19 protein-coding genes are annotated in these 21340 nt (G+C 72.6%); 8 read left to right on the forward strand and 11 right to left on the reverse strand.

Translation table 11 applies throughout. The features are described from left to right. Positions 1-35: 35 nt before the first annotated feature. The 3 genes from ACIBNE_RS04980 to ACIBNE_RS04990 form a co-directional block, all read right to left on the reverse strand. Entirely contained in the window at positions 36-680 is a 645-nt protein-coding gene (locus ACIBNE_RS04980; RefSeq protein ID WP_399270078.1) for a bifunctional 4-hydroxy-2-oxoglutarate aldolase/2-dehydro-3-deoxy-phosphogluconate aldolase, read from the reverse strand. Positions 681-682: 2 nt separating this feature from the next. Then, entirely contained in the window at positions 683-1435 is a 753-nt protein-coding gene (locus ACIBNE_RS04985) for a class I SAM-dependent methyltransferase (protein WP_399269588.1), read from the reverse strand. A 355-nt stretch (positions 1436-1790) separates the two neighbouring features. Further along, positions 1791-3827: a PhoX family protein gene (locus ACIBNE_RS04990; RefSeq protein ID WP_399270080.1), complete on the reverse strand. Its 2037-nt coding sequence runs from the start codon at positions 3825-3827 to the stop codon at positions 1791-1793. Positions 3828-4146: 319 nt separating this feature from the next. Here ACIBNE_RS04990 and ACIBNE_RS04995 point away from each other — a divergent pair, with 319 nt between their 5' ends. From ACIBNE_RS04995 to ACIBNE_RS05010, 4 genes are all read left to right on the forward strand, one after another. Next, positions 4147-5004 (forward strand): endonuclease/exonuclease/phosphatase family protein, encoded by an 858-nt coding sequence (locus ACIBNE_RS04995; protein WP_399270082.1) that lies wholly within the window; start codon positions 4147-4149, stop codon positions 5002-5004. A 160-nt stretch (positions 5005-5164) separates the two neighbouring features. Next, the gene (locus ACIBNE_RS05000; RefSeq protein WP_399269590.1) at positions 5165-5908 is read left to right on the forward strand and encodes a class I SAM-dependent methyltransferase; all 744 of its coding nucleotides are present in this window, start codon (positions 5165-5167) and stop codon (positions 5906-5908) included. A 58-nt stretch (positions 5909-5966) separates the two neighbouring features. After that, positions 5967-6563 (forward strand): hypothetical protein, encoded by a 597-nt coding sequence (locus ACIBNE_RS05005; RefSeq protein ID WP_399269592.1) that lies wholly within the window; start codon positions 5967-5969, stop codon positions 6561-6563. A gap of 232 nt (positions 6564-6795) precedes the next feature. Continuing rightward, positions 6796-7179 carry a DUF3052 family protein gene (locus ACIBNE_RS05010; protein WP_399269594.1) on the forward strand — a complete coding sequence of 128 codons (384 nt, stop codon included), beginning with the start codon at positions 6796-6798 and terminating at the stop codon, positions 7177-7179. On the opposite strand, the gene ACIBNE_RS05015 is transcribed toward ACIBNE_RS05010, so the two are convergent. Further along, positions 7132-8520, reverse strand: a complete 1389-nt coding sequence (locus tag ACIBNE_RS05015; RefSeq protein ID WP_399269596.1) for an MFS transporter — start codon at positions 8518-8520, stop codon at positions 7132-7134. The genes ACIBNE_RS05010 and ACIBNE_RS05015 overlap by 48 nt on opposite strands. 71 nt (positions 8521-8591) lie before the next feature. On the opposite strand from ACIBNE_RS05015, the gene ACIBNE_RS05020 reads away from it, so the two are divergent. Then, the gene (locus tag ACIBNE_RS05020; RefSeq protein ID WP_399269598.1) at positions 8592-9617 is read left to right on the forward strand and encodes a GlxA family transcriptional regulator; all 1026 of its coding nucleotides are present in this window, start codon (positions 8592-8594) and stop codon (positions 9615-9617) included. Positions 9618-9736: 119 nt separating this feature from the next. Here the strand turns inward: ACIBNE_RS05020 and ACIBNE_RS05025 are convergent, their stop codons facing one another. After that, complete coding sequence (locus ACIBNE_RS05025) at positions 9737-10747, reverse strand: metallophosphoesterase family protein (protein WP_399269601.1); 1011 nt, start codon at positions 10745-10747, stop codon at positions 9737-9739. 198 nt (positions 10748-10945) lie between these two features. Between ACIBNE_RS05025 and ACIBNE_RS05030 the strand changes: the two genes are divergently transcribed. Further along, positions 10946-12004 carry a VWA domain-containing protein gene (locus ACIBNE_RS05030; protein ID WP_399269603.1) on the forward strand — a complete coding sequence of 353 codons (1059 nt, stop codon included), beginning with the start codon at positions 10946-10948 and terminating at the stop codon, positions 12002-12004. Between the two features lie 73 nt (positions 12005-12077). Here the strand turns inward: ACIBNE_RS05030 and ACIBNE_RS05035 are convergent, their stop codons facing one another. Continuing rightward, positions 12078-13082: a MerR family transcriptional regulator gene (locus ACIBNE_RS05035; RefSeq protein ID WP_399269605.1), complete on the reverse strand. Its 1005-nt coding sequence runs from the start codon at positions 13080-13082 to the stop codon at positions 12078-12080. Further along, positions 13076-13828, reverse strand: a complete 753-nt coding sequence (locus tag ACIBNE_RS05040; protein ID WP_399269607.1) for a HEAT repeat domain-containing protein — start codon at positions 13826-13828, stop codon at positions 13076-13078. The genes ACIBNE_RS05035 and ACIBNE_RS05040 overlap by 7 nt, the downstream gene beginning before the upstream one ends. A gap of 145 nt (positions 13829-13973) precedes the next feature. Here ACIBNE_RS05040 and ACIBNE_RS05045 point away from each other — a divergent pair, with 145 nt between their 5' ends. Next, positions 13974-14666 (forward strand): 2-phosphosulfolactate phosphatase, encoded by a 693-nt coding sequence (locus tag ACIBNE_RS05045; RefSeq protein ID WP_399269609.1) that lies wholly within the window; start codon positions 13974-13976, stop codon positions 14664-14666. Positions 14667-14668: 2 nt separating this feature from the next. Here the strand turns inward: ACIBNE_RS05045 and ACIBNE_RS05050 are convergent, their stop codons facing one another. The 4 genes from ACIBNE_RS05050 to ACIBNE_RS05065 form a co-directional block, all read right to left on the reverse strand. Then, positions 14669-15676, reverse strand: a complete 1008-nt coding sequence (locus ACIBNE_RS05050) for an Lrp/AsnC family transcriptional regulator (protein WP_399269611.1) — start codon at positions 15674-15676, stop codon at positions 14669-14671. 167 nt (positions 15677-15843) lie between these two features. Continuing rightward, positions 15844-17229 carry an aldehyde dehydrogenase family protein gene (locus ACIBNE_RS05055; RefSeq protein WP_399269613.1) on the reverse strand — a complete coding sequence of 462 codons (1386 nt, stop codon included), beginning with the start codon at positions 17227-17229 and terminating at the stop codon, positions 15844-15846. After that, entirely contained in the window at positions 17229-18329 is a 1101-nt protein-coding gene (locus tag ACIBNE_RS05060) for a phenazine antibiotic biosynthesis protein (protein WP_399269615.1), read from the reverse strand. The genes ACIBNE_RS05055 and ACIBNE_RS05060 overlap by 1 nt, the downstream gene beginning before the upstream one ends. A gap of 66 nt (positions 18330-18395) precedes the next feature. Continuing rightward, entirely contained in the window at positions 18396-19418 is a 1023-nt protein-coding gene (locus tag ACIBNE_RS05065) for an MDR family NADP-dependent oxidoreductase (protein ID WP_399269617.1), read from the reverse strand. Between the two features lie 403 nt (positions 19419-19821). On the opposite strand from ACIBNE_RS05065, the gene ACIBNE_RS05070 reads away from it, so the two are divergent. Further along, positions 19822-21276, forward strand: coding sequence for an MFS transporter (locus ACIBNE_RS05070; protein ID WP_399269619.1), 1455 nt, complete (start codon positions 19822-19824; stop codon positions 21274-21276). Positions 21277-21340: the final 64 nt, after the last annotated feature.

Raw genomic sequence — 21340 nt, forward strand, 5'->3', positions numbered from 1 at the left:
GGCAGGTCGACCGCCCCGGTGGCGCGGAGGAGGGCTCAGGCCCGCGCGGCGCGCACCCGGTCCAGCAGGTCGGCCGCCCGGTGCCGCACGTCGGCCGGGTCGCCGCCGTGCAGCGCGTCGCCGACGAGCGGACGGCCGAGCGCCGCCGCGTGGGCGCCCGCCGCGAAGTAGTCGGCCAGGTCGTCGGCGGTGATGCCGCCGGTCGGCACGATCGGGATGTCGCCGAACGCCATCGTGAGCGAGGCCAGGTAGGCGGGCCCGCCCAGCCGCGCGGGGAACAGCTTCACCAGGGCCGCGCCCAGCCGCCACGCCTCCATCACCTCGGTGGTGGTGAACGCGCCGCAGACCACGGGGACGCCGAGCTTCCCGGCCTCGTCCAGCACGTCGGGCAGCACCCCGGGGGTGAGCAGGTAGTGCGCGCCCGCGTCCACCGCGCGGCGCGCGGTCTCCCGGTCGCGCACGGTCCCGGCGCCCACCAGCGCGGCGCCGGTGGCGACGCTGCGGCGCACGGCGTCGAGCGCGTTCGGCGAGGTGAGGGTGATCTCCACGGCCCGGATGCCTGCCTTGCCCAGTTCCTCGGTCACGGCCGGGACCGCGGGGGAGTCGGGCTCGGTGAGCATGGCGATCAGCGGGGTGGCGGCCACTTCGGCGGCCAGTTCGGTGCGGTGCGCCTCGGTCATGGTCACGCCCGCTTCTCAAGGACGATGATCTGCCGCCTGGTCCGCCGCACGACGGGTGCCTCCGGATCGGGCTGGGCGCGCAACTCCCTTACCAGGGGCGCCACTTTCTCGTCGAAGACCGAGTCGTCCACGGCCCACAGGTGGTACAGCATGCGCTGTTCGAGGCCGGAGGCGATCTGCTCGGGGCTGTGCTCGTGCACCGCCGCCTCCAGCTCGCCCACCTCGACGGCGGTGAAGCCGACCGACTCGGCCAGCGGGACGATCCGCTCGGCGCGGTCGTCGGCCTCCGCGGTGCGGGACTGGATCTCCTCCATGATCCGGCTGACCGGGTGGTCGTCGAAGAGGATCATGCCGGGGATCACCACGTACCGCCCGCCGGGCTTGAGGACCCGGTGCACCTCGGACAGGCCCTTGCGCAGGTCGCCGACCACGTGGGTGACCCACACGCTGTAGACCTGGGAGAAGGTTCCGGCGGCGAACGGCAGATCGGTCAGGGACGCGGCCGCGGCGACGTTCCCGACGCGGTGCACCGCCTTCGTCAGCATGGAGTGGGACAGGTCGATGCCCACCACCGAGTGTCCCGTCTCGGTGAGCGCCAGGGCGACCACGCCGGTGCCCATGCCCGCGTCGAGGGTCGGTTCGTCCTTCGTGATGCGCTCGGCGATGGCCGGTGCGATCCTGCGGCCGCGCGCCTCACCGCCACGCGTCTTGTCGTAGAAATCGGCTGCCGGGGAGAAATTCACAGACGTCTGCACTGCCACCCACTCATTCATGTCATTCGTGGTGATGAAGGCCGCACAAAGCCCACGAGGAATTGAGCTTTTGTGCCGGACGATTCCCGCTGCCGGGCATCGGGAATTCTGAAGGCCAGAAACTCTGGAACGTCCGTGCCGTCGGCGGCACGGTGTCGGGAGTCCCGGTGTGAATACCTGCTCCGCCTGGGGGCGGGCATGGCGTGAAGTGCTCGGCGCTAGATGATCCTTCCCCAAGAAGACGTAAAGCGAAAACCTTCTGATCGCGATTGGCGACGTTCTTTCGATGTTGGCGCGAAAGCGATGGGGCCACCCCGGGGGCCGCGGCCGGCCGCCCGCCGAGGGCTACCGTCGCGGGCTACCGGGGCGGGCCCAGGATCGGCCCGCCGCCTTCGCGGCGCACGGCGACGACGGCCGCGCGCGGCTGCGCGGTGCCGCCGTCCGGCCAGTGCGAGGCGGGGCGCTGCGGGGTCGCGTCCGGCAGCTCGCCCGGATGCTGCACCGAGACCAGCACGAAGTCGGGACCGATCACCGGACCGCAGCACTCGGCGCCGGTGGGCACGGTGAGGAACCGCCGCACCCGGCCGCGCTCGGGCCCGCTGAGCGGCACCACGTACAGGCCGTCGTTCCGGCCGCCGGGGCCGCCCGCGTCGGTGGCGATCCACAGGTTGCCGTGCGCGTCGAAGGCCAGGTTGTCGGGCGAGGAGATCGCGCTGACGCGGCTCTTGTCGAAGCCCCCGTAGTACGTCCCTGGGGACCCGGGGTCGCCGCAGACCAGGAACAGCCGCCAGCCGAACCGCTCCGCGGTCGGGTCGTCGCCCCGTTCGCACAGCTCCAGGACGTGCCCGTCGCGGTTCTGGACGCGCGGGTTGGCCTCGTCGGGCCCCGGCCTGCCGGTCCGCCCCCGGTGGTCGTTGTTGGTCAGCGCGGCGTACACGCGCCCCGTCACCGGGTGCGGCTGGACGTCCTCGGGGCGGTCCATCGGGGTGGCCCCGGCCCGGTCGGCGGCGATCCGGGTGAAGACGTACACCTCCTGGGCGCTCATGCCGGGCACGAAGCTGCGGTCGCCCTGCGCGAGGGGGAGCCAGCTGCCCGAGCCGTCGAACGCGCCGTCGGACGGCAGCCGCCCCGACCCGTCGATCTCCTCGGGCGGACTGTCCCCGCCGAACCTGGCGACGTACAGCGTCCCGGACTCCAGCAGCCGTTTGTTGTGCGCGCGGGCGGCCGTGTCGCGGCCCGTGCGCATGCGCCCGTCCGAGACGAACTTGTAGACGTACTCGAAGCGTTCGTCGTCGCCCATGTAGGCCACGACGCGCCCGTCGGGGGCGACCGAGACGTTGGCGCCCTCGTGCTTGAAGCGGCCCAGCGCGGTGTGCTTCACCGGCACGGAGTCCGGCTCCAGCGGGTCCACCTCCACGATCCAGCCGAAGCGGTGCGCCTCGTGGGGCTCGCGGCCGAGGTCGAACCGCGCGTCGTAGGTCTCCCAGCGGCGCAGCGAGGGGCCCTCGGGGAAGCCGTACCGCCGCAGCCCCTCGCGGAGCAGCGGATCGCCCACCCGGTCGGCGTGCGCGAAGGGCATGTGCACGTTCTCCTCGCCCGACAGCACGGTGCCCCAGGGCGTCGTGCCGCCCGAGCAGTTGGCCATCGTGCCCAGCACGCGCCGGCCGTCGGGGTCGGCCGACGTGCGCAGCAGCGGCGCCCCCGCCGCGGGGCCGCGCACCTCGAAGGGGGTGCTCAGGGTGATGCGCCGGTTCCACCGCCCGTCCACGGCCGCGCGCAGCCTCCCGTCGTCCGGTGAGCGCTCGACCAGCACCACGGACATGCCGTACGCCGCCCAGGCGGTGCGCACCTGGGCCTCGGTGGGTGCCGCCGGGTCCCAGTCGGGGAACATCAGCGGCTCGGTGGCGTACTCGTGGTTGCTGACCATCAGCCACCGGCCGCCGCCGCGCAGCGGGACGAGGGCGCAGTAGTCGTTGTTCACCCCGAACTGCCGGGCCTGCGCGGCCTCGGTCTGCCGGTCGAAGTCGAAGGGCGGCGCGCCCGGCAGGACCGGATCCCCCCAGCCGATCAGCACCTCGTGCGTGAATCCGGCGGGGACGGTGACGCGGTCCCCGCTGTCGGGCGGCACCGGCTCGAAGCCGCGTACGGCCGGCTGCCGCGCGCCTGGGTCGGCCGCCGCCGCGGGGGCCTGGGCCAGTGGCGTCAATGCGAGGGCGCCGGTGCCGAGTAAAGCCCTGCGGGAAAGAGCCGTACGTAATAAATCGCCAAAGTAGGTATTCCCCGACTTGTTGGGGGCGTCGCGGGCGCAGGCGTTTCCGCACTTGAATCCGCAGGTGTCGGGGGAGTGGGGGTAATGGTGGCCGGTGGCGAGAAGGGGGAGTCGCCGGGATGGCACGCTCAAGATCCTTTCCAAGGGCTGCCCGTCTGGGTGTCCTTGGCAGTATGCATGAGCTACCTGTAGCCGACAATCATGCGTGAGGGCATGCGTACGAAGGGGGAGTGAATCGTGCCCGTGTGTAAAGAAATGGTAAGTGCATGTGGCTGGAAACTGCTTGGTGGTGACGCGGAACGCGGGGGTGACAAGAGGGCCCGCAGGTGTTCCCGGGCCCGCGCCGGGGGCCGGATCCCTCCCCGTCGCACGCCCTGTCGGCGGCCCGTCCCATAACCTCGTGGGCGGGACGTGCGACGCGGTGCGCGTCCAGCCGGAGGAGGCGATGGTGATCAGGACGGGTGTGAGCTGGTTCGTGGGCGCGGTGATCGTGGCCTGCGTGGTGCTCCTGGGCTCCAGCACGCAGGGCGGCGACCCCGCCCCCGCTCCCACCAAGCCCCTGCCGACGGAGTCCGCCAGGGCCGCCGTGCCGAACCGGGTCATGACCTGGAACATCTGCAACCCCTGCAACAAGGAGGGGGTGCGGAACGAGGACAGGGCGGCGGACATCGCCGCGCTGGCCCCCCAGGTCGTCGGCATGCAGGAGGCGTGCGTACGGGACGTCGAGGAGATCAGGGACCGGCTGAGGAGCCGCCACGGGCTGGTCTACCACGTCGAGTACGGATCGGTGCTGCGCAACCGGGGCCGCTGCGGGGGCATGCCGTGGAGCCCGGGGGCCTTCGGTCAGGCGATCCTCTCGGCCGCGCCGATGAAGGACCGCGTGAACGTGGAGTACCCCGACGGAGGCTCCGAGGACCGCGGCTACCTCGCGGTCACCACCACGGTGGACGGCGAGTCCGTCCGGGTCTTCAACACGCACTTCGCCCAGCGGCGCCAGGAGGCGGTCAGGGCGAAGCAGGCCGGCGTGCTCGCCGCGGAGGTCGCACGGCACGACCGCGCGATCGTCATCGGCGACTTCAACGCGGTGCCCGAAGCCTACGAGCTCGGCAGGATGTGGGCCGTCGCCAAGGACGCCGACCCCCGGTGCAGGCCCTCGGGCGACGGCGCCTGCCGGGTGACCACCGACTGGCAGAGCAAGTACGACTACGTCTTCCTGCGGGGCGTCACCCCGCGCAAGAGCCAGGTGCGGCCCAGCGACAACTCGGACCACCACATGTTCTACGCCGACCTGACCGTCGGATAGCGCCTGGCCTGCGGCGACGCCCGGATCCTTGGCCGATGCGGGGTCCGCCGGCCGGCTTCTTCGTGCCATCCGCCAGTACGGAGTCCCGAGGTGGCGGAGGAAGACTCGCTGCCACGACCGCGCCGAGGAGGGCGCGGTCGAAGCGCGAGGAGGGCGGCACGTGGGCGTGCAGCAGTACGACGGGATCGGCGAGGCGTTCGAGGGGTTCAAGTCCCTCCCCCTGATCCGCTACGGGGAGGTGCCGAGCTTCCTGGCCATGGTCGGGGACGTGAGCGGCAGGTCGGTGCTCGACCTGGCGTGCGGCACCGGCTTCTACAGCAGGGAGTGCAAGCGGCGCGGCGCCGCCGAAGTGCTCGGCGTCGACATCTCCACCGAGATGATCGCCGCCGCGCGCGACATCGACGCGCGCGACCCGCTGGGCGTGCGCTACGAGGTCGGCGACGTGGCCGAACTGCGTCCCCTGGAGCGTCGCTTCGACGTCGCACTCGGAGTGCAGTGCCTCAACTACGCGCAGGACATAGCGGAGTTGGAGCGGATGTGCCGCAACGTCCACCGGAGCCTGACGCCGGGCGGGGAGTTCTTCGTGTTCGCCCAACGGCCCGACTACCGCTTCGACCTGGAGACCCTGGACAAGTACGGCTTCCGCTGCGAGCCGACGGGCGAGGAGGCCGAGGCGGGCCCGAGGGTCCGGGTCACGGCCCTCCTCGACCCGCGGCCGATCAGCATCGTCGGGACCGTCCCGCGCCGCGAGGTGTACGAGGAGTGCCTGCGGGCGGCGGGGTTCGGCGAGGTGGAGTGGGTGCCGCTCCAGGTGTCCGAGGCCGGTGTCCGGGAGTTCGGGGCGGACTTCTGGGCGGACCTCCTCGCGAACCCGCCGCTGGTGATGCTGCGCTGCCGCGCCTGACCGGCCACCTGACCAGCCGCCCGGTGGGCGGCGGTGGGCCCCGGGCTATCCTCCCGATGTGAAGATCACGATGGGGGCCCTCGCGGTCGGGGCGGGCTTCGGGGCGGTCACCTCGCTCGTCAACGCGCTCTCCTCGCCGTACACCGGGCTCGGTGAACCGCTGGTCGGCACGGTCTGGGGCAAGGGCAGCAAGGTGCTCAGCCTGCTGATGGACGCCGGGTGGGCCTGGGCCGCGCTGGCGGTGGCGCTGGGCTGGCTGGCGGGGACGTGGGCCCGGGGCGCCCTTGCGGGGGTGTTGTCGCTGGTCGCGGCCTCCGTGGCGTACTACGTGACGGACGCCTTCGCACTCGGGGAGCCGCTGTCGCTGTTCCGGCTGGAACTGGTGGTGTGGTCGACGGCGGCCGTGCTGTTCGGCTCGGCCCTGGGCGCGGTGGGCGCCGCGGCCCGACGGCCGGGGCTGCCCGGTCTGCTCGCCGCGCTGGTGGTGCCGGTGGGCGCGGCGGCGCAGATGGTCGTGATGCCGCCCCGCCCCCACGTGACGATGACCACCACGATCGTCGTCGCCGAGACCGTCGTCTGGTGCGCGGCCGCGCTGGGCGCGGGACGGGCCGTTCACCGCTTCCGGTCCGAGCGTCGCGCGGCGGGCGCGGGCTGACGCCCCGTCGGCCCGGCCGAGCGCCGAAGAGCGCGTGCCGGGCCCGGAGGGGACGGACAGGGATGGAGCGGCGGGGCCGTGTCGACCACACTGGGCGGATGACGACACCGCCGACCTTCCCCGACCTCCCGCGACACCCTCCGTGCCGACGGCCCGAGGCCGGCCGCCGCCGCGGCCCTGTGGGGCGGTCGCGACGATGAGCTCCGGTGAAGTGCGGCGCTATGCACGGACGTTGGGCATCACGGAACCCCTGGTGGTCCAGGAGCTGGGACAGGACGACGACACCGACGACGACATCCGCGCCGATGTCGAGGAGGCGATCGGCGGCGGGACGGTGGACGGGGAGACGGACCTGGCCGTCGACGCCGTCCTGCTGTGGTGGCGGGCGGGCGACGGCGACCTCGTGGACGAACTCGGATACGTCGCCGAGTACTTGACCGACGAGGGGTTCGTCTGGATCCTCACCCCGGGAGTGGGCAAACCCGGTCACGTCGCCCTGGACGAGATCGCCGAGGACGCGGAGGCGGCCGGTCTGGCAGCGGTCGCCACCGCCGTCCTCGGGGCCTGGTCAGGCAGCCGTGCCGTCCGGCCCCGTGCCCTGCCGGGGCGACGCTGACCCGGGGGCCGCCTGCCCCTCGCCCGCGCCGCCCGACGCGGCAGCGCGCCGCAGGGTGCGGATCGCCGGGGTCCCGAGCAGCGCCGCGCAGCCCACCACGCACGCGCCCGCCGACACCAGCAGCAGCCGCTCCGGCGAGGCCAGTGCGGTGGCCGGGCCCGCCAGTATCTGGCCGAGCGCGATCCCGGAGACGGAACCGGCCAACTCGTACGCGCTGACCCGGTTGAGCACGGCGGGCGGGGTGTGGGTCTGCACGCTGGTCGCCCACATCACCGACCAGAACGCCAGCGCGCCGCCGCCGAGCACGTGCCCCGACAACAGCAGCGGCAGGTCGGTGCCCAGCGCCACGCACAACGGCAGCACGGTGTACAGGATCATCGCCACCGCACCGGCGGCCAACGGGCGGGCCGGTCGCAGCCGCAGCGCCAACAGGCCGCCGAGCACCGTCCCGGCGCCGAGGAGGGAGACCGCGAGGCCGTAGGCGTCGGCGCCGAGCCGGTCCCCGATCAGTGCCGAACTGAGCGGCACCAGGGGCCCGAAGACCAGCACGCCGAAGACCACCCAGATCAGGATCACCGACCACATCCAGGTGCGCGCCCGGAACTCCAGCCAGCCCTGGCGCAGATCCCTCCGGAGGGAACCGCCGCCGTGCGCGCCGGTGTCGGCGCCCCGGGAGGTCCTGCCGACCGGGTCGAGGCGGATGAGCGCCAGGCACAGCGCGCTGAGCAGGAAGGTGCCCGCGTCGATCGCGTACACGGTTCCGGCGCCCACCAGCGCGATCAGCAGCCCCGCCAGGGCGGGGCCGAGCAGATGGGCGAGCGCGTCGGCGACCTTGAGCGTGGCGTTGGCGCGCTGCGCCTCGCGGGCGACCAGCGGGACCATCCCGTTCGCCCCCGGCAGGAACATCGCGACGGCCGCACCGGCCAGTGCCGCCATGGTGACCAGCAGCCACAGCGGCGGCGGCCCGGCGAAGAAGGCGGCGGCCAGCACGCCCTGGGTGAGCACCCGGGCGAGGTCCGCGCCGACCATCATCCGGCGCGCGCCGAACCGGTCGGCGAACACGCCGCCGAACAGGACCAGGAGGACGAACGTCCCGGTCCAGACGCCGAGCACGAGACCGACGCCGGACACCCCGTACAGCGCGCCGACCGCGAGCGCGGCGGCGACGGGCATCATCGCGTCCCCGAGCAGCGAGACCGCGCGGGCGGCGAAGTAGAGCGTGAAGCGCCGGTCCCACAGCGGCGGCCGGTCGTGCGGCCGAAGGGCCGCCGCGACGTCGGGCGGGGTCTGGGCGGTACGGGCCGGCTGGGCGGCCCCGTCTGATGTCTGCGCGGTGGTCACCCCGTCGATGCTGGACTAGACCAATCGGTCGTCCCAGTGTCTCGAACGACATGATGGGGTACTTTCCCGCCATGACGCTCCGTCCTCTGCCGCAGGCCCCTGAACCGCACCGGGTCGTGGCCCTGTTGCGACCCCCGCAGTCGAACTTCCCGCTCGCCTGTGCCACCGAGGTGTTCGGCGACCACGGTCCGGACGTCCCCGCCCGCTACGCGTTCGAGGTCTGCACCGAGCACCCCGGCACGGTGCGGACCGGGGCCGGCTACGACATGCTGGTCACGGCGGGGCTGGAGGCGCTGGAGCGCGCGGACACCGTGCTGGTCCCCGGCTGGCCGGGAACGGCCGTCCCCGAAGGGCCGTCCGGTGCGGCCGGTGGCGTCGACGTCGAGGTGTCCCGGGCCGTCATCGACGCGGTCGCCGGGGCGCACCGGCGCGGCGCGCGCGTCGTCGGCCTCTGCACGGGCGCGTTCGTGCTCGCCGCGGCCGGACTGCTGGACGGCCGGAGGGCCGCCACCCACTGGGCCAGGGCCGCCGAACTGGCCGCCGGACACCCACTGGTCGAGGTCGATCCCGCGGTGCTCTACGTGGACCACGGCGACGTCGCCACCAGCGCGGGGGCGGCCGCGGGCGTGGACCTGTGCCTGCACCTGGTGAGCGCCGACCAGGGATCCGCGTACGCGATGCGGGTCGCCCGGCAGATGGTGATGCCGCCGCACCGCGAGGGCTGCCAGCTGCAGTACGCCGAACTGCCCACGTCGGGACCGGTCGCCGACTCGCTGGCGCCGCTCCTGGACTGGCTGGCCGCGCGCCTCGACCAGCCGGTCAGCGTCACCGAGATGGCGCTGCGCGCACAGGTCTCGCCCCGCACGCTGACCCGCCGCTTCACCGAGCAACTGGGCATCAGCCCGGGGCGCTGGCTGCTGGACCGGCGGATCGCCGCCACGCGGGCGCTGCTGGAGGAGACGGACCTGCCCGTGGAGACCATCGCGCACCGGGTCGGCCTCTCGTCGGCGGTCAACCTGCGCCGCCGCTTCCACGAGGCGCTGCGCACCACCCCCGCCGCCTACCGGCGCGCCTTCCGCGCGGACAAGGCCGGATGACGGGGCCGGGCGGCGAGGCGGGGCGGGAAGGCGGGGCAACGGGGCCGGGCGGCGAGGCGGGGTGAACCGGCGCCGGGCGGGTGCGGCGCCCTGGAGACGGCCGCGCCCGCCCGCTCGGCTCACATGTGCGTGGCCAGCGGCACGCTGATCTGCTTCAGCCACCTGCCGGACGCGAAGTCGCGGGCCCTGACGACGACGCGGTCGCGGTGCACCTCGACCTGGAGCCCCTGGTTGAAGGCCCCGTCCACGGACGACTCGCCGCCCTGGCCGTTGTCCGTGTAACCGGTCTGCACCGCGCCGGTGTTGACGACCGAGAACCCGTCGAGGTTGGCCGTTCCGGGGACCACCCGGCGCACGTACCAGTCGGACAGGGCCAGGTCCCAGTGGGTGTGCCCGCTGAACAGGAACACGTCGCGGTGCCTGCCGAGGATCCCGAGCAGCCGGTCGGCCTGGAGGTAGTCGTTGAGGTACAGCTTGTTGCGGGTGCCGGAGACGGTGTTGGGCAGGGGGTGGTGCGTGATCACCATGACCGGCCTGCGGCGCCGCGCCCAGTACCGCAGACGGCTCTCGATCCAGGTCAGCTGCTCGTCGCTGAGCCACACCTCGTCCCAGAGCTTCGGGTCGTGGTAGTGCATGTAGCGCTCGGTGCCGATGCTCAGCACGGGAACGCCGCCGAACGTCGTCTCCGTGTAGACCTTCCCGCGCTTCGCGAAGCGGTAGAAGCTGCGGAACAGGGAGTCCTCGGTCGTGCCGTTGGGCCAGGTGGACTGGGCGAGGGTCTTCGGGTCCGCCCACTTGGGCACGTAGAACTCGTGGTTGCCGATCGCCCAGGCGACCTCGCGCGGCCGCGGGCCGCGCTCCATCACCTTGTGCACCTCGGCGTACTCGAAGTCGTAGCCGCGCGGCGTGATGTCGCCCGCGACCGCGAGCCCCGACCCGTGGGGGTTGGTGGCCCTGATGTCCTTGAGCGCGACGGTCAGGTCGGCGAGGTCCCCCTGGATGTCGCTGATGACGTTGAACGAGGTCACGGGCGCACCTCCACCGGAAGGACGGGCCTCGGCGGGTGCCGCGGCGAGGGAGCCGAGGGCGACGGCGCCTGCCGTGGCCGTGAACAGGGACCTGCGCTCCACCAGAGGGTTCCTTTCAAATGCCGAACAGAAACATGCGGGCCCCGCATGGGGCCGGGCACGTCACCCTCACCCGGCCAGGGGAACGCGGAGTGAACGCCGCTGGACTTTCCGCCGGACGACTCCGGGCCACCGGTCGTTGTCAGTGCCTCGCCCTAGAGTGAAAACATCACTCGGGAACACCGGAGGGGGATCAGAGGCGTGCCCGCAAAGAAGATTCAGCACAAGGTGAACCACGTCGCACTGGTAGTGGACTGCTCGGGTTCGATGCGTCCCCACCAGAGCCAACTCATTCGTGTGGTGGACGAGTTCGTGGCGGGTCTGAAGGCCGAATCCGACAGCCTCGGCCACGAAACCCGAATCAGCCTCTACTCCTTCGACCACAAGGTGGAGAACCTGGTCTGGGACATGGACGTGAAACACCTTCCGTCGATGCGCGGCCTGTACCAGGTGAACAACGGAGCGACGGCCCTCATAGAGGCATCCCTGAAGTCCCTGGACGACCTCGGACACATCTGGGAGGAGTACGGCGAGCACAGCTTCCTGCAGATCGTGGTGACCGACGGGGAGGAGAACGCCTCGGGCGGCGACCGGCGGCACGACGGGGACATGGCGATCCTCGGGCCCTGGCTCGAAAGGATCACCGAGAAGATGGGCGGCCTTCCGGGCCACTGGACGTCGGCGATCCTCGTCCCGAACTCGCTGGCCAAGCGGACCGCCCAGAACTACGGATTCCCGGCGGGGAACATCGCCATCTGGGACGCCGATTCCCAAAAGGGCGTGGAGGAAGCGATCGGTACCGTACGGGCGGCCGCCACCAGCTTTCTCCGGGGGCGGGAAAAGGGCGTGCGCGGCACGAAGAACCTGTTCGCCGTCGGCCAGGACGTATCGGTCGACGAAGTGCGGGCGAACCTGGATCCGATTCCGGTCGACAAATACCGGCTCCTCAAGGTGGACCGGGAGATCGAAATCCGTTCCTTCGTCGACTCGCATCCGGGAGTGACGTACGAACGGGGCGCGTGCTACTACCAGTTGGGCGCACGGGCCCAGGTGCAGCCGGACAAGGAAGTCGTCGTGGTGGAGAAGGCCACCGACCGCGCCTACACGGGCGACGCGGCGCGCAGCCTCCTGTTCGGTGCGGACGTCCGGGGCACCGTCTCCGTGAAGGCGGGCAACAACCCCGAGCTGGAGGTGTACGTCCAGAGCCGTTCGGTGAACAGGAAGCTCAAGCCGAAGACCCGCCTGCTCATCATGGTCTGACGGACCTGCGGCCCGACCGGCGCGCCACGCGCGGTGCGTCCGGGGCGATGGTCCCGGGCGCCCGCCGCGTGCCTCACCGCGCGTCGCGCAGCCGAAGGAGGTACGTCGCGGTCAGGGCGACCGCACGGTCCTCGTCGTGCGACAGCTCCACGAGGGCGCGGGCGGCCGCCTCGCCCGGGATGCCCGCCAGCGCCTGGGTGAGCCGTCCGCGCGCCGCCGCGTCCGTGCCGTCGTCGGCCAGGCGGGCGACCAGCCCGGTCGCGATCCGTTCGGCCGTCGCGGTGTCGCCCGCCAGCACGCTCAGCACATCGGCCGCGTCGGTGTCGTTCCGCCCCGCCACGACGACGTCGATGAGCACCGGCACCGCGTCGGTCGCCCCACGGGCGCCCAGTGCAAGGGCCGCGTACCTGCGCACCACCGCGTCCGGATGCGCGAGTGCGTCCCGCAACCGCCCGGCCGCCTCGTCACCGGGCAATTCGGCGAGGGACAGGACGGCGCGCTGCCGCACGGCGGCAACCGACGAGTCCAGTCCCTTCGCCAGGAGCGCGGGGCCCTCACCGCCCGACCGGGCCAGCGCCCACCGAAGGGCCCCGGCGACGTTCGGGTCCGCCTCGGCCAACGCCGCCTCGACCAGGGCCTCCACCGGCACCGGCACCTCGTCGACCGAAGAGAGCGCCGCGCGCTGGCGCGCGTCCGCGCTCTTGGACCCCAGCGCCTGCAGGAGCGCGACGACCTGGAGGACGTCCTCCCAGTCGGCGGGTCCGGCGGCGTCGATCCGGCGCAGCCGCGTCAGCAACTCGGTCTCCGCCGCGATGCGTTCGCGCGTCTGACGGACGAGGTCGCCGACGAGCGCCGACGGCGCGAAGCCGGGGTCGTCGAGCGCACGCCCGATCTCCCGCAGCGACAGCCCCAGCGACCGCAGGCTCTCGATGTGGAAGATCCGCCGGATGTCCGCGGCGGAGTACTCCCGGTAGCCGGAGCCCGAACGGCCCGAAGGCCGCACCAGCCCCAGCGATTCGTAATGCCGCAGCATGCGGGCGCTGACCCCGGACCGTCGAGCCACCTCACCGATCAACACACCTCATCATCCCCCGCACCCCCTTGACCGGCCTCATCAGCCCCACCGACCTCATCGAGCTCGCCGGACTCGCCGGACGCACCCGACTCGCCGGCACCGCCGAGGGCCACGATGCGCTTCGCCTCCTCGATCGCGAACTCGAACCCGGTGTCCGGGTCGCGCAGCAGCCGCCGCGTGGCGAGCGCGTGCGCCCGCACGCCCGGGTCGGGGCTCGCCGCGGGAGCCCGTAGAACGGGCACGACGACGTCCCCCAGCGCGACCAGCGCCCGGCTGAGGCTCAACTGCGTCCGGCGCTCACCGCGCCCCAGCTGCGTGGCCAGCACCACGGCCAGCGCGGACTCCCGGCCCTCCGGCACGAGCAGGACCGCCGCCCGCCAGGCACTGCGCGCCACCTCGTCGTCCGCGTCGCACAGCACCGCCCGGGTGATCGCGGGCCAGGCCCGCCCGTCTTTGATCTTGGACAGCGTGTGCAGTGCCTGGCTCCGCGCCTGCGCACGCTCCGAACGGACCTCACGCAGCAGCGCGGGCAGCGTCATGGACACCGGGTGACGGGTGAGCGCCCAGGTCAGCATGTCGCGGACGAAGAACTCCGGCTCCACCGCACACCGCTCGATCAGCTTGTCCACGAACCGCGGGTCGGGCTCCGTACCGAGGTCCAGAGCGGCCCGCAGCCGCACGGACGAACGGTCGTCCGCCAGCCCCTGGAGCGCCCGGTCCGCATGTGTGTCCTGCCTAGTGATCGTCATCGGACCACCTCCTCGGCGAGCAGTGAAGACCTTGTCACCGTGTCAAGGTCAAGCGGGAGCCGGGTTCCGGCCGGGAGCGGCGCCCCGCGAAGCGGCACGGCGAAAATGCCTGGTGACCGGGGTCGACACACGTGATCATGGCCGGATGGACACCCGTTTCCTCGGAATACCCGAACTGGTCGAGACCCCGCCCGTGGCGGTCGTGGTCGACGTCATGCGCGCTTTCACCGTGGCCGCCTGGGCCTTCGCCCAAGGGGCGGAGAAGATCGTTCTCGCCGAGTCGCTGGAGGAGGTGCTGGAGCTGAAGGAGCGCCACCCGGACTGGGCGGCGCTCAAGGACGGCCCGCCCGCGCCGGGGTTCGACGCCGTCAACTCGCCCGCCCTGCTGCGCTCCGTCGACCTGGGCGGCCGGACCGTCGTGCAGAAGACCACGGCGGGCACGGTCGGCGCCCTCGCGGTCAAGGACGCGCGGCTGGTGCTGTGCGCCAGTTTCGCGGTGGCGGAGGCTACGGCGCTGCTCCTCCGGGAGCACGGGAACGACGGCGTCACGTTCGTGGTCACGGGCGAGGACGGGAAGGCCGAGGAAGACCTGGCCTGCGCCCAGTACATCGCCCGCAGGGCCGCGGGGGACGCGACGGACGCCGCCGACTACCTCCGCCGCGCCGCCGAGTCGAGCGCCGCCGCCGAGCTGACGGAAGGCGTGCGCGAAGGCTCGCACCCCGATGACGTCGCGCTCTGCCTCGAACTCGACCGGTTCCCCTTCGCCATGGTGGCCACCGTGGAGGGCTCGCTCATGGTCCTGCGCCCGCACGGGGTGTCCGCGCCGACGGGACACTGACCTCAGCGGGGGTACGAGGGCGGGCCGGAGGTGATCGTGCCCACCGCCTTGAGGGTCCGCAGGACGGGGGCGGTCTCCAGGGTGCGGATCGCCTTCACCCCGCCCAGACCGTGGGTGAGGTAGTGGTACAGAGCCGCGGTGTCCTCGCACAGGGCGTGCGCCACGAGGTTGGTCGGTCCTGTCGTATGGGCCACGAACGCGAGCTCGTCGTGGTCGGCCAGCGTCGTGGCCACCTCGTCGAGGTGCGCCGGAGCGACCGCCATCCACAGCAGGACCCGGGTGCTGCCGCCCAGGAGCGCGGGGTCCAACTCGACGTCGAAGAAGACGGCCCCGCATTCGCGCAGGCCGTCCAGTCGGCGCGACACCGTCGCCGACGACCAGCCCGTGATGGCCGACAGGTCACCGACACTGGTGCGGCCGTCCCTCCGCAGGGCGTCCATCAGGGCGTGGTCGGCGGGCGAGAGCCGCACCCGCCGGTGTTCCGCCTGCGGCGGTGACCCGGTGCCCCCCACGGGTCTCGCGCCCCTCAGCAGGCGTTGCTGCCGCGTGGTGAGGGCGTTGGCGCTCATGCGCCACGGGGTGCGCCAGCCGATGTAGGCGTGCAGCAGCTGGTGCGCGGACACGGCGGTGAGCCCGACACTGGGCGGGAGCTCGTGGAGGAGCAGGGTGTGGCCGTGCGCCGTGCCCAGGGGCGTTTCGAGCACCGCGACGATCTCGGTGCCGCCCCCGGTCAGATAGACCCACGACGTGTCCTCGCGCCGGACCAGGGCGCGGGCGAGGTCGAGTGCCGTCTCGGGGGCCGCCGTCAGACGGAGCAGCCACTGTTCGTGGCCGGTCAGATGGGGGTCGGGCAGGCCGACGACCCGGAGCGCGGCCTGCTCCCGCAGCCGTTCGTAGCGGCGGGAGACCGTCTGCGGGGACACGGCCAGCACGTTCGCCATGTGCGTGAAAGAGGCACGGCCGTCGATGTGCAGCGCGTGGATCAGAGCGCGATCGAGGTCGTTGAGCATGCGCACACCATCCTTCACGCACCATGTGGCGGGGCGCGCCGAACGCCGGTGGCGACGCCCGCGCACATCGGTGCTCGGCTCGGTCGTGGTCGGAGCCCGGCTGCCCGGAACGCCGAGGAGGAAGGATCCCCCCTCGGCGGTGGCGGCGTCCTGCGCCGGGAGGGCGGTCAGCCCCTGATCACCGACTTGCAGCGCATCAGGAACTCGGCGAGGTAGCCGTCGTGGGGCATGCCGGACTCCATCCAGTACGTTCGGTGGTCTCCCACGTACACGTTACTGATCGACGGTTCGTCCAACAGCCGGTCGACGAGCCGGTCGTCGTGCGTCATCGCCGTCAGGACGAGGCTGTTCCGCAGGGGCGCGAGGCCCGCTTCGCGCGTCCACGGGGCGACCCACACGCACGGAAAGGGCAGTTCGACGGAGGCCTGCGCCGCGTCGGGCCGGTCGAGCTGGTGGACGGCGGGCCGGAGCACCGCGCTGCCGTCGCCCAGCTCGTCGGCGATGCCGTCGCCGCCCAGCCAGGGTTCGGCGCCCGCCGCCTTGCGCGCGAGGAACCCCTCCAGGGCCTTGGCCGCGGCGAGCGGCTGCACGGGACAGACCGCCCGGGGATCCTCCGGCGGCAGGCTGGGCAGGGCGGAGAGGCGTTCGGCAAGCGCCCGGCAGAGCGGGGTCGGATCGCCCTCCACGAAGACGGCGGTGGTGTTGACGCAACCGGTGCCGCCGTGGCCGCTCACCGAGTCGACGATCGTGTCGAGGTGGTCCCGCCAGTCCACCTCACCGGTCAGCAGGATCTTGGAGCGGCCCGGCCCCTGCGGAAGGACCGACGCGCTCGTGGCGTACCTGCGCACCACGTCCTCGCCCCCGTAGACCAGGCTCAGATCGGCGCCGCGCAGCACGGCGTCCGCCGTGGCGTGGTCGGTCGGCAGCAGCGCCACCTGGTCGTCGCCGAAACCGGCGCCGCGCAGCGCCGAGACCAGCCGGTGCGGGGTGAAGGGTTCGCGCCGGGACGGCCGGACCGCCACGCGGTAGCCCATCGCCAGTGCCTCCGGCCAGAGGCTGTGCGGGCCGGGATGGTTGCCGGCCGCGTGCACGGCGAAGACGCTTCCGCGCCGCGCCCACACCGCACGCCCGGTGCGGGTCGACGGATCGTCCCAGCGCGCCACCGACCCGGTCGGCCTGGCGTGCTCCACGCTGGAGCGGACCTTCTTCAGCCGGTCAGCGATCGCCCGGGTGGTGGCCCGCACCTCGGTGATCGGGATCCCGCCGACCCGGCTGACCAGGTACTCGTACTCCTCGACCGGTCGGCCGTCCGGCGCCGCGGTCGCGAACAGCTCGGCGGCGCGGCCGATCATGGCGATCCGGTCGTCCGGCGCCGGACTGGACGCGCGGCGCAGGGACTTCATCGTGCGCTCGACGAACAGGGAGGGAACCAGGCTCAGTTCGGCGGCCTCCCGGCCCGCGACGTCGTGCACGGCGATGCGGTTGCGGGCCCTGAAGGCGCCCCGCGCCCCCAGTGCGTCGAGCCGCACCGGTCCGGTGCGGGTCCCGGTCATCAGTAGACCCCCTCGATCACGGCCTCGTCCTCGAAGGTCTCGACCGGAGCGATGTCCGCCACCGCGTCACCGGTGTGACCGGGCAGCGGCGCGGTCCTGACCGCGGTGTCCCGCTCCAGGTTGTTGGGCAGGAGGAAGGACTTGCTGACGTGGTGGACCAGGACGCGGCCGCGCTCGCCGTACGGGACCGGTGTGAGCGTGTCCGGATCGACGACGGAGAACGTCACGTACGGGTCGTACGCGTCGAAGACGCAGCCGGAGTCCTCGGGGAGGTCCGGGCGCTCGCCCGCGAAGCCGAGGATCATGGTGCTGCCGTAGTTGCCGCACAGGGCCGTCTCGGGGAACACCTCGGTCTTGTACAAGTGGCGTGAATCGGGATCCAGTTGGGTGCCTCCCCAGCGGATGGCCCGGATCTTCTCGTTGACCAGTTCGGCGAGGTCGTCCCGGCGCGCCAGGCGTTCCAGCAGCGGGGGAGTGATGGTGAGGACGCCGACGTCCTGGGTGCGGAGCACCGTGCCGGCCTGGTCGACGAGGTGTTCGGCGTAGGCGCCGGCGTCGGCTCCCCGCCCGCTCGCGAGCAGCTTCTTCACCCAGCGGGGGTCGAGGTCGACCGTGAAGCCGTGGCGCCCGTGGGTGGCCGCGGACCCGCGGAAGTACTCGCCCACGATGTGCGGGCCGGTCGGGACGAGACCGAGCCAGTCGGCGCCGCGGGGAAAACCGTGGGCGTCGAGGTTGGCGTCGCTCCAGTGCAGCATGCGCTCCAGCCAGTCGCGGAGCAGGACGACCCGCTTGGGCGCTCCCGTGGTGCCGCCGCTCTCGAACACCCCCACGACGTCGGGGGTCTTGCCGTACCCGCGGGGCACCAGGTCCTCGGCGCGGACGTCGCGCAGCTCGGCCGCCACGTTGGGGAAGAGCCGGAGGTCCTCGTGGGTGCGGACGTCGCGGCGGGGATCGAAGGGCAGGGTCGCGGCCCGTTCCAGCCAGAACCGGGAACCCGTGTCGGGGTGGAAGTGCCACTCCATGGCGGCCCGGATCAGTTCGTCCGGCTCGGGGCGGACACCGACGGGAAGGTCGAGGACTTCAGTGCTGGCGCGCGGCACGGGGACTCCTTCGTGGCGTGGCTTGGCGTGGCGGGCGGGGTGGGGCGGGGTGGGGTGGAGGCGTGGCTACAGCTCGACGATGACGGCACCGATGTGCTGCCCTTCGATCACCTCCAGCAGGGCCCGCGGCGCCTGTTCGATGCCTTTGACCCGTACGTGGGGGAAGACCATCTCTCCCGCGCGGAGCCACGCGCCGAACCGCTCGGTCCACTCCGCACGGTCGTCGAAGTCGTCCGAGCTGAAGCCGCGCATCACGATCCGCTTGTGGATGAGCGGCAGGGAGTCCAGCTCGACGGGTGCCGAAGTGCCCGTGCCGTCCTCCGAGAGCTGCCCGGACAGGGCGCCGACCAGGACGAACCTGGCGCCCGGCCGTGCCGCTTCGACGGCGGCCCGCAACTGCTCGCCGCCGACGTTGTCGAAGTAGACGTCGATGCCGCCGGGCGCTGCCTTCGCGAGCTGTTCGGCGAGCGGCGCCGCGCCGCGCACGACGGCCCCGTCGTAGCCGAGTTCGTGCACGAGGCGGTCGGCCTTCTGCCGCGAGCTGGTGCTGGCGATGACCCGGCCGGCCCCCAGCCGCTTGGCGATCTGCCCGGCCATCGCGCCGATCCCGCTGCCGCCCGCGGAGACGAACACCGTGTCTCCCGGGCGGATTTCGACCCCGCGGGTCAGCGCGGCGTAGGCCGTCCAGCCCTGTTCCAGATGGGTGATCGGATCGGGCAGCGCCCCGCTGTCCAGACGCGTGCACCCGGCCGTGGGCACGGCGGCGTACTCGCGCCAGCCCAGCCAGTGCGACACCAGGTCGCCGGGCAGCAGCGCGCTGCCCTCCGGGGCGCGGACGACCTCGCCGATCGCCGCACCGACCAGGGTGTCGCCCACGTCGAGGACGGGGAACGGGGTGTCCTGCGTCGCGCCCGCGATGAGGATGCGCAGCGTGGCGAACACGTGGAAGAACCGGTTGCGGACCAGTACTTCGCCCCGGTCCGGCGGGGGCAGGGGCGTCTCGACGACGCGGAGGTGCTCCAGCCGCGGCAGGCCGTCCGGCTTGGCGACGAGGCGGACTTCTCTCTGGGTGGCGGGCAGGGCTGCCATTCACGCTCCTGAGCGGGGAGAACGTAGGGGGGAGTAGGGCCCTGGTGCACAGCGGGTGACCAAGGGGCCCCAGCGTGGCGTCGGCAGGCGCGTCACCTCCAGTCACGGCCGCCGACTGGCACATTTCTTCCATCCCGAGCGGCTGTCTGAAGGAAGCGCACACCCCGTTGGGGCCCGGTCGGCCCGGGTGCCGCGTCGAGGGCCGCGGGCACGGGCCTCGGTCGGCGCGTGGGATTTCGTCACCGGACGGGCCCCGGGTGGAAGGAATCCTCCACTTCCGCGCTCCGGCTGGAGTCGTGCGAGCCGCCCCCTCCACTGTGATGCGTGGTCGAACTCGGTGCCCTGCCCGCCAAGAGGAGGGGGAGCCGAGTGGATGGACCGACGATGACGGAGAGGAACCCCGATGACTGCTGAGCGCGTGCTCGCGCCGACTCCCGCGGCGGCGTACCGATGGCGATGGCTGGCGCTCACCGCCCTGCTGCTCGGTGAGGCCATGAACCTGCTGGACGCGACGATCGTCCAGGTCGCCGCGCCCGCGATCCACGCCGACCTGGGTGGGTCGGTGTCCGACATCCAGTGGTTCACGACGGCCTACACCCTTCCGTTCGCGGTGCTGCTGATCACCGGTGGCCGGCTGGGGGACATCGCCGGGCGGCGGCGCGTGTTCGTCGTCGGCATCGTCGGATTCATGCTGGCGTCCACCGCCTGCGCCCTGGCGCCTTCCGTGGGGCTGCTGATCGCCTTCCGCGTGGTGCAGGGCGCGGCGGCGGCCGTGATCATTCCCCAGACCATCGGCCTGATCAAAACCATGTTCTCCGGTGACGAGATGTCCAAGGCCCTGGGCAGCATCGGCCCCGTGATGGGTCTGGCCGCCGTGTGCGGACCGGTGCTCGGCGGCGTGCTGACCCACGCGGACCTGTTCGGCTCGTCGTGGCGCGCGACCTTCCTGGTCAACGTTCCGCTCTCGCTGGTGGTGCTGGCCATCGCCCCCAAGATGCTGGAGAACCGCGCCCCGAACCGGCCCACCCTCGACCTGACCGGCACACTGCTGGCCGTGGCCGGTATCGGGCTCGTCGTCTACCCGCTCATCGACGGCGACATCTCCGCGCTGTCGGCGGGGAGTTGGGCGGCCATCGTGGGCGGGCTGCTGGTGATGGCGGTCTTCGTGGTGCACCAGCGCCGGGTGGCCGCGAGCGGCCGTAGCCCGCTGGTGGAGCCGAGCCTGTTCGCGCGGCGCGGCTTCCCGGCCGCCATGGTGACCTCGACCGCCTTCTTCGCGGTGACGAACGGGCTGATGATGGTCATCGTGCTGCAACTCCAGCTGGGGCTCGACGTCGACGTGCTCGACGCGGGTCTCACGCTCGCCCCGTGGTCGGTCGGCCTGGCCGTCGCGTCGTGGGTGGCGGGCGCCCACCTGATGCGGCGGTTGGGCGACCGCACGATGGCCCTCGGTCTCGCGGTGTTCCTGGTCGGAGTGCTGGCGGCCATCGCCGTGTACCGCTCGGCCGATCCCTCGGAGTACCCCGTGCCGCTGCTGGGCGCGCTGGGCGTCATCGGCGTGGGGGCCGGTCTCTTCAGCCCCGCCTTCTTCAGCATCTCCCTGCATCCGCTGGAGCCCCAGGAGATCGGCTCGGCCGCCGGGCTGTTGAACGCGGTCCAGCAGTTGGGCGCCACGCTCGGCGTCGCGGTCCTGGGCAGCGTCTACCTCAACAGTGCGGTGCCCGGCGGCGCCGCGGCCTCGCTGCACGCGATCCAGGTCGCGTTCTGGGTCGCCGCGGCACTGGTGGTGGTGAGTTTCGTCAGCAGCCGTCCGATGGTCGAGAAGAAGGTCCCGGACGGCGCCGGGGCACAGCACTGACCGGGTGGCGGACCCGGGCGGACGATGCGGCGGCCCCTGGGCCGCCGCATCGGCGTGCGACCGG

It is taken from the genome of Streptomyces sp. NPDC050504 (assembly GCF_044458065.1).
Classification (GTDB): domain Bacteria; phylum Actinomycetota; class Actinomycetes; order Streptomycetales; family Streptomycetaceae; genus Streptomyces.